Source organism: Desulfospira joergensenii DSM 10085 (assembly GCF_000420085.1).
Lineage (GTDB): Bacteria > Desulfobacterota > Desulfobacteria > Desulfobacterales > Desulfobacteraceae > Desulfospira > Desulfospira joergensenii.
This window is the reverse complement of record NZ_ATUG01000002.1, coordinates 1078408-1092856: the sequence shown is the minus strand read 5'-3', so window position 1 is coordinate 1092856 and position 14449 is coordinate 1078408. Positions and strand designations below refer to the sequence as shown.

General features: G+C 52.0%; 13 protein-coding genes. 5 read left to right on the top strand and 8 right to left on the bottom strand.

Going from position 1 to position 14449, the window contains the following annotated elements; all coding sequences use genetic code 11:
* Positions 1 to 32: 32 nt before the first annotated feature.
* The 3 genes from F608_RS0117380 to F608_RS0117370 are packed head-to-tail and all read right to left on the bottom strand — an operon-like array spanning position 33 to position 2204.
* Positions 33 to 740, bottom strand: coding sequence for an ABC transporter ATP-binding protein (locus F608_RS0117380; protein WP_244154303.1), 708 nt, complete (start codon positions 738 to 740; stop codon positions 33 to 35).
* Entirely contained in the window at positions 730 to 1440 is a 711-nt protein-coding gene (locus tag F608_RS0117375) for an ABC transporter ATP-binding protein (protein ID WP_022666930.1), read from the bottom strand. Before F608_RS0117375 ends, F608_RS0117380 begins: the two co-directional genes overlap by 11 nt.
* A gap of 2 nt (positions 1441 to 1442) precedes the next feature.
* On the bottom strand, positions 1443 to 2204 hold the full coding sequence (locus F608_RS0117370) for a FadR/GntR family transcriptional regulator (protein ID WP_022666929.1): 762 nt from the start codon (positions 2202 to 2204) through the stop codon (positions 1443 to 1445).
* A 618-nt stretch (positions 2205 to 2822) separates the two neighbouring features.
* On the opposite strand from F608_RS0117370, the gene F608_RS0117365 reads away from it, so the two are divergent.
* The 3 genes from F608_RS0117365 (at position 2823) to F608_RS0117350 (ending at position 5392) form a co-directional block, all read left to right on the top strand.
* A complete protein-coding gene (locus tag F608_RS0117365; protein ID WP_022666928.1) occupies positions 2823 to 3077 on the top strand; it encodes an FmdB family zinc ribbon protein in 255 nt (84 codons plus the stop codon).
* Positions 3078 to 3258: 181 nt separating this feature from the next.
* Positions 3259 to 4551: a citrate synthase gene (locus tag F608_RS0117355; RefSeq protein WP_022666926.1), complete on the top strand. Its 1293-nt coding sequence runs from the start codon at positions 3259 to 3261 to the stop codon at positions 4549 to 4551.
* A 31-nt stretch (positions 4552 to 4582) separates the two neighbouring features.
* Entirely contained in the window at positions 4583 to 5392 is an 810-nt protein-coding gene (locus tag F608_RS0117350; protein WP_022666925.1) for a glycerophosphodiester phosphodiesterase, read from the top strand.
* Here the strand turns inward: F608_RS0117350 and ltaE are convergent.
* Entirely contained in the window at positions 5389 to 6399 is a 1011-nt protein-coding gene (gene ltaE, locus F608_RS0117345; protein ID WP_022666924.1) for a low-specificity L-threonine aldolase, read from the bottom strand. The genes F608_RS0117350 and ltaE overlap by 4 nt on opposite strands.
* A gap of 155 nt (positions 6400 to 6554) precedes the next feature.
* On the opposite strand from ltaE, the gene F608_RS0117335 reads away from it, so the two are divergent.
* Positions 6555 to 7478 carry an NAD(P)-dependent oxidoreductase gene (locus F608_RS0117335; protein WP_153307533.1) on the top strand — a complete coding sequence of 308 codons (924 nt, stop codon included), beginning with the start codon at positions 6555 to 6557 and terminating at the stop codon, positions 7476 to 7478.
* 292 nt (positions 7479 to 7770) lie between these two features.
* Here the strand turns inward: F608_RS0117335 and F608_RS37175 are convergent, their stop codons facing one another.
* Together F608_RS37175 and dmeF are read right to left on the bottom strand one after the other, a co-directional pair.
* Complete coding sequence (locus F608_RS37175; RefSeq protein ID WP_022666920.1) at positions 7771 to 10269, bottom strand: helix-turn-helix domain-containing protein; 2499 nt, start codon at positions 10267 to 10269, stop codon at positions 7771 to 7773.
* 30 nt (positions 10270 to 10299) lie between these two features.
* On the bottom strand, positions 10300 to 11208 hold the full coding sequence (gene dmeF / locus F608_RS0117320) for a CDF family Co(II)/Ni(II) efflux transporter DmeF (protein WP_022666919.1): 909 nt from the start codon (positions 11206 to 11208) through the stop codon (positions 10300 to 10302).
* 322 nt (positions 11209 to 11530) lie between these two features.
* Between dmeF and F608_RS0117315 the strand changes: the two genes are divergently transcribed.
* Positions 11531 to 12016 carry a hypothetical protein gene (locus F608_RS0117315; protein ID WP_022666918.1) on the top strand — a complete coding sequence of 162 codons (486 nt, stop codon included), beginning with the start codon at positions 11531 to 11533 and terminating at the stop codon, positions 12014 to 12016.
* A gap of 67 nt (positions 12017 to 12083) precedes the next feature.
* Here F608_RS0117315 and F608_RS36965 read toward each other — a convergent pair whose 3' ends face one another.
* Positions 12084 to 13466, bottom strand: coding sequence for a c-type heme family protein (locus F608_RS36965; RefSeq protein ID WP_022666917.1), 1383 nt, complete (start codon positions 13464 to 13466; stop codon positions 12084 to 12086).
* Between the two features lie 76 nt (positions 13467 to 13542).
* On the bottom strand, positions 13543 to 14268 hold the full coding sequence (locus F608_RS0117305) for a GAF domain-containing protein (RefSeq protein ID WP_027362860.1): 726 nt from the start codon (positions 14266 to 14268) through the stop codon (positions 13543 to 13545).
* Between the last annotated feature and the right edge of the window lie 181 nt (positions 14269 to 14449).

The following is a 14449-nucleotide window of genomic DNA, read 5'->3' as shown; positions in this document are numbered from 1 at the left end:
ATCCCGAAGCAACAGGGCCCACACGCTTTTACCTACATTCCTAAAAATATTTCTTTTAGATGATCATCACTGATGGCTTCATCCTTGCTCCCTTCAAAGGAAATTCTTCCCTCTTCCAACACATAGATCTTGGTGGCCAGTTCCGCGATCTGCGGGATATTCTGCTCAACCAGCAAGATGGTCATGCCCTGGTCGTTGATCTTTTTGATGGTGTTAAACACCTCTGTCCGCAGATTGGGCTGCAATCCCAGGGAGGGTTCGTCAATGGCCAGGAATTTTGCATTGGACATCAATCCCCTGGCAATGGCGAGCATCTTGGCCTCGCCCCCGCTCATGGTCGATGCCATCTGCTTTCTCCGGTCGGCCAGCCTGGGAAAGAGGTCAAAGACCTTTTCCAGGTTTTCAGCCTCAAAGGGCCGGGCATGTTTGCTGTACGCCCCCAGTTTCAGGTTCTCCAATACCGACATATTGGGGAAAAGCTCCCGGGTTTCAGCGATATAGGTGACACCGAGGTCAACGATCTTCTCCGAGGGCAGATCAATAATGGAGACGTCGTTTAACAGGATGTCTCCTTCCGTTTTCTCGGCCAGACCGCAGATCGATTTCAGCAGAGTGCTCTTGCCGTGACCATTGGGGCCCAGGATCACGATCACCCCTTTCTCTTCCACTGTGATGCTGACCTCTTTTAAGACGTGGAACTGGCCGTAAAAAGAATTTAAATTCGAGACTTTAATCATCATCACCTCCCAGGTAACACTCGATTACCCTTGGATCATTGGTAACCTCCACAGGATCGCCGCAGCAGATCTCAGTGCCTGTTTCTATGATTAAAAGGGCTTGGGTCAGTTCGGTGAGCACTTTCATGAAATGTTCGATAATGATAATTGTAATCCCCAGCTCCTCATTCATCCTCTGAATCAATTCCATCAAGGCCTTGATCTCGTGGGCATTGGAACCGGCCATGGGCTCATCCAGCATCAGGATCTTAGGATCTGTGGCCAGGGCGGCGCCGATCATCAGTTTTTTCTTGCCAAGCAGATTCAGGGTGCCGGTCAGCTCCCTGCGCTGATCCTTCAGTTCCACAAAATCGATGATCTTTTCAATTCTTTTGGGATCGTACCTGCGGCGGTTGCCGAACCGGTTCCCCACATCGATACTCTGTTCCACCGTAAGGCTGGGAAATGTCTGGGGGATCTGAAAGGTGCGGGATATGCCGAGCTGGGCAATCTGGTGGGGTTTGAGTCCGGATATCTCCTTCCCGTCAAACCGGATGGAGCCCTCAAAATCATAAAAGCCGGTGATCAGGTTGTAGACCGTTGACTTGCCGGCGCCGTTGGGCCCGGCAATGCCGAAGATCTGGCCTTTTTCAACGGTGAAACCGAGGTCGTTTACAGCGACCAGAGCCCCGAACCGCTTGGTGACGTTGGACAGTTTAAGCATGCCTAGTTCTCCTTGACTCCATCTGAATCGGTCTCGCCCAATGATTTGTCCTTGAGACAGCGCTGCAGCAGCACATAGTGGTAGGCGCAGAAAGAAATGGCCTTTAAGGGTTCTCCCGCCGCGATTTCCTTAGCCGTATTGATCCAGTTGGTAATGGTTTTACTGCGGTAATTGGGGTCTTCATAGAGCAGGGAATCGTAGGATCCGATACTCAATTGTATGGTGCTTTTGATCCACTCAAAAATAGGATTTTTGGTCATCCTTGCCAGGAGCAGGTTCATTTTCCGGTCAATGGCCTTGATCTTTTCCACATCCGGGTCATCCGACCGGGAATTCAAGTCCAGAAGATGCAGGGACATTTCGACCAGTTTTTCCTTTTCTTCCTTATCTCCCCGGATGGAAGCCAGTATGACTTCGGATTGATCAATGGTATCCCGGAATTCAACCAGGTTCTCCAGGGGCACCATGTTCTGTTTCAGCAGCAGGGATAAGGATTCACTGGCACTTCCGATTCCGATCTTCTTGGCATAGGCTCCCCCCTTGACCCCTTTTTTGATTTCAATGATCCCCTTTTGCTTGAGAGCTTGCAAGGCCTCTCGAATGGCGCCCCTGCCTACCTGGAAAACATTCTGCAGTTCCCGTTCACTGGAGAGCCGGTTTCCCGGCTTGATTTTCCCGCTTAAAATGGCGGTTTCAATCTGAACTGCGATTTTTTCGCTGATATTGCCGCCCTCAACGGGTTTGAACAGGTTGTCTGTCTGCATAAATAAGCCGTTCCGGGTTTATGAGTAATATGGATCTATTTCTCTGTTTTACAAAAAAACAGAGAAAGATACTTATCAAATACTAATAATCGGACCATTTAACTGATCATTATTAAAATTTTACGCCCATGTCAAGAATAAAACCCGGTTTGACAATAAATATTTTTTATACAAATATTTCAAACAGTTATAAATGCAGATAATTAAAACTCCTTTATCTTCAGGTTCTTACACCTCTTTAATTCATTTGTAATGGTATGATCGTTTATATTCCGATCATAGGCCTTGAAAGAGCCTTAAAACAGCGGGACAGCTTATTCTCAGCCCCAAACCGACTTCAAACACGCGGCTTTTTAATCCGGCGGTTACCCCTATAAACTTTTTTAACCGAAAACCCAAAACCGCATTGCCCGTCATTCTGTTTTGGCTCCGGAATGGCAATTCATCAACAAGCCTTTCTCTAAACCGCTTCCGGACGGTAAGGCCCGGGAGGTTCCGGACGAACCTGGATCTGAAATAAAAGGGATGACTTGACATTCTCTAAAATAGGTCTAATTTATTGTGTTTGTTGTGTGTGCAGCCTGGCCGGCTGCATAATCCTTAAGGAGTAAAAGTATCATGCCCATATACGAATTTAAATGTTCCAAATGTGAAGAATTTTTTGAGGTCATTGTCATGGGGACCGACGATGACAAATCCGTAAACTGCCCCAAGTGCAGCTCCGATGAATTTGAACGGGTGGTTTCCAAGACCAATTTCAGCATGGGCGGCTCTTCGGGAAGCGGACCGGCCGCCGGGGTTTCGACCCAGGAAAGGCAGTGTTCAGGAGGATCATGCAAAACCTATACAGTGGCAGGAGAAACCCGGGATTAGAACCTGACTCCTGCTGAAGCCCCTTTTCCCAGGCCTGCGGCCAATCCGGGTTCCCGGATCTCCCGCTGCAAGCCTTGTATTTTCCGGGAAAAGTTCACCCCCCCAATCCGGGGGAAAAGTGTAATTTCAGAATTTATCTGCCCGTTGTCCTGGTGCCGGGAAAAGTTAAAAAGGAGGTTATATGGAAAAATTTGCAAAGCTGGTCATTGACGGAAAAGAACTGACTCTCCCAATTATTGAAGGGTCTGAGGGAGAAAAAGCCCTGGATATCCGACGGCTGAGACAAGAGACCGGCTATATAACCTTTGATCCCGGATACGGCAATACCGGGGCCTGCAAAAGCGCCATCACCTATATGAACGGAGAAAAGGGCATTTTACGCTACCGGGGCATTCCCATTGAGGAACTGGCCGAGCGTTCCACCTTTGTCGAAACTGCCTATCTTCTCATTTCAGGGAGGCTTCCCACCCGGGAGGAACTGACCCGGACATCGGTTTATCTCAACGATTTTTCCCCCATCCATGAAAACATGAAGGCCTTTTACGGGAGTTATCCGCCCAAGTCCCATCCCATGGGGATTCTTTCGGCCATGATCAATGCCCTGAGAAGCTTTTACCCGGAACTGGTGGACCTGGACGAGGAGATGAACCAGACCTTTTTACGGCTGATCTCCAAGATCCGGACCATGTCGGCCATGGCCTACAAGATTTCCAGGGGCCACCGGGTGATCTACCCCCGGCCGGATCTCTGCTATTGCGCCAACTTCCTGAACATGATGTTTGACAGCCCGGTGGTACCCTACCACATAGACGACGATATGGTCAGGGCATTGAATGTCTTCTGGATCCTCCATGCCGATCACGAGCAGAACTGCTCCACCACGGCGGTCCGGGCCGTGGGCTCCAGCAAGGTGAATATTTACGCTGCCGTATCCGCCGGGATTTCCGCCCTGTGGGGACCTCTCCACGGTGGGGCAAACCAGGCCGTGATTCATATGCTGGAAAAAATCCACAAGGACGGGATGAGCTTTGATGAGTGCATCTCAAGGGCCAGGGACAAGAATGACGGGTTCAAGCTCATGGGATTCGGCCACCGGGTGTATAAAACCTATGATCCCAGGGCCAAGATCATGAAAAAGATGTGTGATATTATCCTGGGCAAGGCCACCCGGAAAGATCCCCTGCTGGATATTGCCCGGCGCCTGGAAGAAAGGGCCCTGGAAGACAACTATTTCAAAGAGAAGAACCTCTATCCCAACGTGGATTTCTATTCAGGCATCGTGCTTCGGGCCATGGGCATTCCCACAAACATGTTCACGGTCATGTTTGCCATCGGCCGGCTGCCGGGATGGATCGCCCAGTGGAAGGAGGATCTGGGAGATCCGGAGATGAAGCTGTGCCGTCCCCGGCAGATCTATACGGGACATGAGATCAACCACTATGTTCCCCTGGATGAAAGAACGGAAGAGTCCTAGGCCGATAGACATCAACTGAGGATACAAAATCATGGTCGAAATCATCGCCCACCGGGGGGCCAGGAGCCTTGCCCCGGAAAATACCCTGGCCGCGGCCAGAATCGGGCACAGGGTCGGAGCCCATCGCTGGGAAACCGATGTGAGCCTGACCCTGGACCGCAGCCTGGTTCTTTTCCACGACAAGGATCTTCTGCGCTGCACCGATGCAAAAAAAAGGTTCGGTCCCAAAGGATCCGGCAGATCCGGGGAATATCTTCTGGCCGACACTCCCCTGGAACAGGTTCTGGAGCTGGATGCTGGGGCCTTTTTTCCGGATACCGATCCCTTTTCAACCATTGGACAAGGGAAAATGGGAAACATTGATCCGGAAAAATTCAGGGGAGAAAAGATCCCGACCCTGGACCAGGGCCTGGCCCTGACAAAAAAACTGGACTGGAAGATCAACCTGGAACTCAAGGACCACGGCAGGGAACCCGAGCCTTTTTATACGGCCAGACAGACCCTGGCCGCCATAGAAAAAAGCGGGATATCAAAGGACAGTCTAGTCATATCTTCTTTTAACCTGGACTGGCTCAAATGGCTCCGGACCCAAACCCGGGATATTGAGCTCCAGGCCCTGGTGGGAGACTCCGGGGAGGAGGAACTGGATTTCGAAGATTTTTCCTTTTCCGCCTATAACGTGAATGCATTCATGATCACCCCGGAGATCATCACCATGCTCAAAGATAAGGGGAAGCGGATCAACCTGTGGACCGTGAACGATATGGATGAGGCCGCACGTTTTATGGATGCCGGAGTGGACGGGATCATCACGGACTTTCCCCAGAACTTTTCAAATTAGGCAAAGAACTCCTTAAAGGCCTCCAGGGCCTTTTCCACATCCTCCGGATCAACGTCCAGGTGGGTGACCAGGCGCAGGTGTTTTGAATTGTCTATGAGGATCCCCCTCTCCTTCATGTGGGCGCTCAAGACATCCATATCCGCATCCATGTCCGCAAAGAGGATATTGGTATGGACCCACCCAAGGTCAACCTCGACTCCGGGGATGTCTGAAAGCCCCCGGGCCAGCCGGAGAGCGTTTTCATGATCGTCTGCCAGCCGGTCCACATGGCGGGTCAGGGCATACTCCCCTGCCGCAGCCAGAATCCCGGCCTGGCGCATGCCGCCCCCCACCATTTTCCGCCACCGCCTGGCCCTTTTTATGAGAGGATCCGGACCGCAGAGCACAGAACCCACCGGCGCCCCCAGTCCCTTGGATAAACAGCAGGAAATGGTATCAAAGTATCGGGTAATCTCCCTGACATCCAGGTTCAGTTTGACTGCAGCGTTGAACACCCTGGCCCCGTCCAGGTGGAAGCTGAGATTATGGCGATGGGCAAATTCCCGGGCCTGTTTTAAATAGGCCATGGGCAGCACCTTACCCCCCTGGGTGTTTTCCAGACAGAGCAGCCGGGTTTTGGCAAAATGGAAGTCATCGGGCTTAATGAATCGGGCCACCTTTTCAAGGTCCAGGCTTCCGTCGGGCTCAAACTCAATGGGCTGGGGCTGGATGCTGCCGATAACGGCGCCTCCCCCGGCTTCGTACCGATAGGTATGGGCGGCCTGGCCGGCGATATACTCATCCCCCCTGGCGCAGTGGGACAACAGGGCCAGCAGATTGGACTGGGTTCCTGAACTGCAGAACAGGGCCGATTCCGTCCCCAGGGTTTGGGCAGCGACTTCTTCCAGGCGGTTGATGCTGGGATCCTCCCCGTATACGTCGTCCCCGACCTCTGCACTCATCATGGCATCCATCATCTCCCGGGTGGGGCGGGTCACGGTATCGCTTCTCAGGTCAATCCATTTCATCGGGTCTATCCTTTCCAATATTTTCAGATTTTATCAATTCCATTTGGCTGTCGTCATCTGAAACCCTGTACACCAAAGGCAGGGGAAATGCAAATTTTCCTCCGGCCTTGAAAAAGATTTTTAAACCTGCCAATAATGGTTGAAAAGACGGAAGGATGAAAAGAACAAATATTCAGGACAAAGGATCGACAATGGAAATTTCAACGGAAAAGACAAGGATCGGATTCATCGGGCTGGGCATCATGGGGCACAGCATGGCCGGTCACCTCCTGGATGCGGGATTCAGCCTTCATCTGTATAACCGGACAAAATCAAAGGCAGACGACCTGGTTGAAAGGGGCGCGGTCTGGGAAGACCGGATATCCGATCTGGCAGCCAGATCAGATATTATCATCACCATTGTCGGAGACCCGAAAGATGTGGAAAAAATCTACCTGGGACCTTCCGGGATACTGGAAAACGCCGGTCAGGGGAGCATGGCCGTTGAAATGACCACATCCGACCCCAACCTTGCCCAGACCCTTTTTGACAAGGGCCTGGAAAAAGGGATACAGGTCCTGGATGCCCCGGTATCCGGCGGGGACCTGGGGGCCAGGAACGCCACCCTTTCCATCATGGTGGGCGGAGAGAAAAAGACCTTTGAAGAGGCCCTGCCCGTCCTGGAGATCATGGGGAAAAATATCGTTTACCAGGGAAAGGCCGGAGCAGGCCAGCACACCAAGATGGCCAACCAGATTTCCATTGCCGCAGCCATGGTGGCCCTGTGCGAAGCCATGGCCTATGTCTCCAGGGCAGGACTCGATCCTGAAACGGTTTTGACCTGTATCAGCAAGGGGGCTGCCGGGTCCTGGAGCATGGACAATCTAGGGCCCAGGATCATCAAGGGAGATTTTGCCCCGGGATTTTCCATCAAACATTTTATCAAGGACATGGGCATTGCCCTGGAATCCGGAAAGACATTTGATCTTGACATGCCCGGCCTGGACCTGGCCCTTTCCATGTATAGGAAAATGGCGGAAAAGGGGCTGGGAGAGGACGGGACCCAGGGGCTCTACAAGCTCTATGAAAGCAAGGAATGACACTTTGTTCTTCACATGAGGTAAGGCAGAGACCTTCAATATTAATGCCGGCAGCCCCCAGGACCTCACCTATTCTGGCTGGATTTTCCGGGCTGTTATTCTGTTCTATGCATAAGTCTTTCATGGCCACATCCCTTTTATTTCCCTTGTTTTATCTCTATAAAACTTATGCTGAAATTTCCAAAACCATACCCGATGAAGTGAACTTTCGGCAGTCAAAGACTCTTGCACATCCCTCAATCCCCACCACTCGAAATCATTTCCGCAAACCGGCAGAGGCAGGCGGCAATGATTAAAGACTCCCGGAATACTTTAGATGCCCCATTACCAGGCGGATCTCATCATAGGAACAATCATCTCCCAGGACGGTTTTAGCGGCCTTGAGGGAATTGCTTTCTTCCTGCTCCAGAACGGTTCTGATGATTTTCTGTTTTTCCGGGGAGACCAGTTTTCCGATATCCAGGCTGCCCGTTTCAACAAAGGAGCACAGGTGGCCCACGACGGTGGTTTCCGTCAGATCCCTTTTTTCAGCGATCTGAGCCGGGGAAAGCCCCTGGTTGAAAAGCTCAAGGCTGATCTTCTGGGTCTCCCCTTTTTTCAACTGCTTTTTGGGAGGATTTTCCGGTTCCGGTTCCGGGGAAGCTTCGGGTAGAATCACCTTTTCGATCCCGCGCTCTTTTCTATAGGTTCTGACCATTTCCAGGAGTTCGGCACCGTATTTTTCAAGAGTCTTTAGCCCGACTCCCTTGATATTTTTCAAGTCTTCTTCGGTGTCGGGCAGGTTCACGACGATCTGGATCAGGGCTTTTTGGTGGAGGATCTGAAACCGGGCCACCCCCTGATCTTCCGCTTTTTGGGTCCGCCATTCCCTGAAGGTTTCAAACAGTTCCGGATGATCGATATCTGACTCTTTATAGACAGGAGCCCGGGCCTTTTTTGTCTTGGCCGGTTGGGATCCGGCTTCCAGTTCAGCCTCGGACACGGCCCGGAGGTATCTGGAAGGAGAAAATCCTTTTTCACAGGATGCGATCCCGGCCAATCGGATCCGGATCTCCTGTTTCAGGTTGTCCAGGGCCCTGCTGATCCTTTTGTCCAGATCCTTGTTGTCCGTATCCAGCCGAACCCCTTCCATGGAATCCTGGAAGATCCGGGAAAACTGCTCCTGGAACCAGGCCGATGCCTTGGCACTCCTTTCCCGGATATATGAATCTGACTCCGGCAGGGTCTGCTCTGAGAACCGGGAGCGCATCTGGATCAAAAATTTTTCCCCCACGCTGAAAAGATGTTCATCCGCTCTTTTCTTCAGCTCTGCCGGGTCGGAGATGCCGGTGAACCGAACCCGGTCTTTTCCCATGAGCAAAAGTCCGATAAAATAGTTGAGGCGGTTTTTAAGTGCCTCAAAGTCAAAACATCTCATGAGCAGGTCCTGCTGAAAGATATTTTTTGAATAAAAAAGCTGTCCCCCGGGAACCGGATTTTCCCCCATGGATTCGACAAAGCCGCGGATTGCATCATCCGCTCCCATCCCCCTGTCCGGCAGAGGGGAGCTTAAGACCATGCCTTCAAGGGTTTTGCATCGGCTCAGGGCTACGTAAACCTGGCCAGGCGCAAAGGCGGACCGGGCATCTATCACGGCCCTGTCAAAGGTCAGGCCCTGACTCTTATGGATGGTGATGGCCCAGGCCAGTTTCAAAGGAAACTGCCTGAACTTTCCGATGATCTCCTCCTCAATCTCCTTGTTTTCCTCGTTCACCGTATATTTGATGTTTTCCCATTCAACCGGTTCGACCCGGATATCCTCGGTATCCCCCGGACAGAGGATGGAGATGCTCTGGTCTGTTAGGGAGGTGATCCGGCCGATCTTACCATTGTAAAACCGTTTGTCCGGGGAGGCATCATTGCGGAGAAACATGACCTGGGCCCCGGATTTCAAGGCCAGGCTTTCCGGTGCGGGAAAGGACTGGGCAGGGAAGTCACCGGACACCTCGGCTTCAAAGGGATGTTCCGGCCCGGATATGGCCCGGAGTTTGTCCGAGTTAATGGCATCGGCCTTTTTATTATGGGTGGTCAGGGTGATCCAGCCCTGGCCCTGTTCCGGGATGAAATCTTCTTTGACCCGCTGATTCAGCTCCTGGGCCGCCTCTGAATCCAGGCGATTGTCCCTGATCTTGTTCAAAAGCTCTATGAATCTTGGTTCAGACTGTCTGTAGATGTGTTTGAGTTCAACCGTGACCAGCCGGGTTCGGTCCAGGGCCTGGGAAGAAAAAAAATAGACCGTTTCATAGTACTGCCGGAGAAGCTGCCACTCCTGTGGTTTGGCCACGGGGGAGAGCTGGTGGAGATCCCCGATCATGAGAAGCTGAACCCCGCCAAAGGGGGAATCCTTTGCCCGAAGGCGGCGCAGAACCGCATCTATTGAATCGAGCAGATCCGCCCTTACCATGCTGATCTCGTCAATGACCAGAAGATCCATGCTCCGGATGATCCTTATTTTTTCCCGGGAAAACCGGAACATCCTCTGACGCTTGTTTTCAAAGGCATCGCTTCCCGGGACAAAGGGGCCAAAGGGCAGCTGAAAAAAAGAATGAAGGGTGACCCCGCCGGCATTAATGGCGGCAACCCCGGTGGGGGCCGTGACAACCATCTGTTTGGCAGACTCTTTCTTTAACCGGTGGAGGAAGGTGGTCTTGCCCGTACCGGCCTTCCCGGTCAGGAAAACATGGCGGTCCGTATGCTCGGCAAACTCCCATGCCAGATTAAGTTCCTGATTGTCGGATAGGGTTGGATCCATCTTTTCGAGTCCGCAAATGAGATTTTTACATCATACAACACCGGGGTTGATCTCAACGGTAATATGCTCGTATTTGCCGATTTTTTCAACCAGTTTATGATAATGGCCCGGGGGCCTGTCCTCGGAACTTGAAAGACTCAGGATCAGAGAGCGTTCATTCTCGGAGATCTGCCATAGATGGATATCTTTTACAATGGTGGATTCAGACTCAATCACGGACCGGATGGATTCGATTTCCCCGGGAAAGGCGCACCTGTCCAGCAGGACGCAGCTGGTCTGTTTTAAGAGGCCCAGGGCCCATTTCATCACCACCAGGGCTCCCAGGATTCCCACCAGGGGATCGGCCCAGACAATGCCGAGGAATTTGGCCCCCAGAAGAGCGGCAATGGCCAGTACAGAGGTCATGGCATCGGTGATGACGTGGAGGTAGGCGGCCTTGAGGTTATGGTCATGGTGGCCGGTTCTCTCGTGGCCTTGATCCCCATGGTCGTGGCCGGAATCCCCATGACCCAGGATGACTGCGGAAATGATGTTCACCACCAGACCGACCACCGCCACCAGGATGGCCTGGTCAAAGAGGATGTCCACGGGATGAAGGATCCGCTCAACCGACTCCACGGCCATGGCCCCGCCTGCGATCATGAGCAGCAGGGCATTGGTATAGCCGCCCAGAACTCCGACCTTGCCGGTACCGAAACTGAAGCTGGGGTTATCCTGATGTTTCCGGGCAAAAATATATGCGGCCAGGGTGATGAACAATGCCATGGCATGGGTTCCCATGTGAATGCCGTCGGAGAGCAGGGCCATGGACCCGCTGATCAGGCCGGCGGCGATTTCCGCGACCATGGTCACCAATGTGATGATCACCACAAATAGGGTCAGTTTCTCGTTATGCTGGGAATGGGGGGTTTTATTTAGGAGGGTGCAATTGTCATTCATTTTGGTTTCCTCTGGTATGGGTGCTTTACAGGGAAGGCTGATCTTCACCAGGAATTTCATTTTAATATAGTTTGATAATCAAACTATATAGAGATTTACCTTGATTGTCAAACCAAAAGCCTCCTGACTTGCCTTTTCCCGGCAGAAGGTCTATGGTCTTTTTATTATTCGGGAAATACCTCCATCCCCGGCCAAAAACATTGAGGATAAAAAAGCGGGGTTTCTGGTTTAGGCTTTGTCTTTTGGATTTCAAAATAAAATCATGAAAAAAGTGCTGATCCTATCGATAGTCAGTCTGATGCTCGCTTCCGATCTATGGGGGATGAACTATCAAAAGCCCATGGGCAGGGACGGGGAATATCAGAAAAATCCGAAAAAGATCTTCCGGCAGAACATCCCCGCCGTAGCCGGGCAGTTCATCGGCATCCCCTACCAATTTGGAGGAAATCCCCAGGTTTCAGGGTCCACTGACAACTCCTACCTTTTCTTTTCCATATACACATTGGCGGCCCAGAAAGCCGGCCTGGCCTATCACGGGTACCTGCCCATGCGCAGGCTCCTGGAGAACTGCAGAAAAGTGGACCCGGAAAAGGTTCAGAACGGTGACCTCATGGTGCTGGAAAATGATCTGGCCGCCATGGTCTACCGGGTGGAGGCCTCGGGAAGGCTTCATCTCATCTATGCTTCAAGAAAAAGGAGCCAGGTATTTTCATTCAACAGTGACAATCTGGTCTTCCAGGTCTATTGGATGGAGAATCTCGATGGATTTTACAGGATTTCCGACACCATGCTTGCTCCTGCACAATGAGGGCCATGGATCTTTTCTTGGATTTTGGCCGGGGCTGGAAAGAGCGAAAGGCAGTCCCTGTTTTAGATCAGCCCTCTTTGGGATCCTCTTCTCCGGAGTTCCCTGTAATATCGGCAATCTTTGATCCCAGGTAGGGTTTTGTCTCATACTGGGTGAGATTCGTCAGGTTTTTGGTAAGTGCCGCCATCCTAGAGGCCTCATCCCCGATGATCCGGATGAAGCTCTCAGCGTTCCTGTCCAGGGACTTATCGTTGAGCAGCAATTCACAATATCCGGAAATCACCTGCAGGGGCTGGTTGAATTCATGGCATACCCCCCCTGCCACCTCCAGAACCACCTGGAGCTTTTCCTTTTCAATCAACTCTTTTTCGGCCAGATTTTTATCGGTGATGTCGATAAAACACTCCAGGATCACCTTTTTTCCGTCAATCTCCGTGATAATCCCTGTTTTTAATACCGGAACCCTGCTGCCGTCATGGGTGATGATTTCCCTTTCCGACTGGTCAAGGGTTAACTTGTAATCAATGATGGGGCAGTTGTTTTCCGTGGCCGGACAGATATGGTCCGTGCAGATCTTGCCGATGAGCTGATCCTGGGAGCAGCCGAACAGGGCCAGGGCCTGGGGATTTACATCCAGAATCCTCCGGGTTTCGTAATCAATGACCGCAATGCAGACCGGCAGGGAGAACAAGAGGTGTTCCATGCGCCGGGCAGCATGTTCGCTCTTCTCCTCTGCCAGGATCCTCTGGGCAAAGTAAAAGTTCAGCTTTCGAAAACCCAGAAAAATGCCCCCCATCCCGGTCAGGAATATGAGTGCATGGGAGACGGCCAGTTGATTGATCTCCTTGCGTTCATGAATCAAATAGGAGGACATGGGCACGGAGACCCCCACCCCTCCCCGGATGTCGCCGACGCGGTACCCCTGCTCTCCATGGCATTTTAAACAGCCCTCTTCGGTAACCATGGGCTGAATCAGTCTCAGATAAGGCTTGTCGCCGATATTGACAAATTCAAAAACTTCCCTGGTCCCCCTGTCAAATGCCTCCAGGGCTGATTTTTCCCATGGGTCGGGCCCGTTCTCTGCCCGAAAGGGCTTCAGGCTAGTTATCCGGCCCTTGACCCCATACAGTTCAGAGTATTCATCCATCATCTGTCTAAGCATGTAAGCCGGGTTCATCAGGGTCAGGCTCCGGCCCAGGGGGGTTTTGATATCGCGCTCGGGAAGGCCGGCCAGATGGGGATTGGGAGGGGTTCGTTCATTCGAAGGCACATAAACACCGCCGTGGGCGGTTGCCCAGAACCGGATGGCCAGATCCTTTCTAAAATGGGTCCGGGCCTCCTTAACGGCCAGGCGCCGTATGGTTTTCCGGACCTGCTGGATATTCCAGGCCAGGGAGATCAGGATAACGGCGGTCCAGACAAAGACCAGCCCCAGGCCGTACCTTTTCAATTTCCGGTCATTTCCCAGGATTTTGTCTCCTTTGTCATTCCCGATTTGTTCGTCGAACGATCATATCCAAACCCGGTCAGGGCTGGATATTTAAAATCTCATGGGAGAGCATGATGGCCTCGGCGACCTCCAGCAGGGATTTCCTGGAATCCATGCTCTGCCTGCGCATCCAGGCATAGGCCTTTTCCCCGGTAATCCTGCGCTGATGCATCAGGATCTCCTTGGCCATTTCGATCTTTTTGCGGGCGGCCAGTTCTTCCTGGATCACCCGGGTTTTCACCATGAGCTCGGTATTCAGGATGGCAACGGCCGCCTGGTTGGCCACCGCAGTGAGCAGGTTGACGTCGGTGTCTGAGAACTCCCTGGCTTCCAGGGTAAAACAGTTTAACACCCCGATGACCTTTTCATCCTTGGTCTGAAGCGGAACCCCCACCATGGAAACCAGGCCGAGGGTCCTGGCCATTTCCCGTTCCTTGAACCGGCGGCTTTTCAGGACATTCTTCAATACCAGGGGCTTTTTCCGGCCGGCCACGTAGCCCACCACCCCTTCGTCCAGGTTCAAGGCCCTGTCCTTGACATATTCGGGAGATATGGACTGGGTCGCCTTGAGCCGGATCCTGGGTGGTTTTTCCTCTTCATTGATCAGCCAGAGGGAACAGATCTCCACGCTGATCACCTTTGCCGTTACCATGACGATGAGTTTGAGCAGATCTTCGATATAGAGGTCCGAGGTAATGGCCCGGCTGATATCGGTCAACGCCTGGATATAGCCTTCATAGACATCGGATGGAGGATTTTTCATAGTCTCCATATAAACCAAATAAAGAGCCCCCCGGTCAACAAAAAAATTTCTTGACAGGGTCATATGGTTTGTCTACCATCGAATCTCCTGATTTTCTCAGATAAATTCTTATGGTGCGCATATCTGGAAGAATCACCATCGTACAACGGGGTACGACAACCATTAGACCAAAGACAACGAT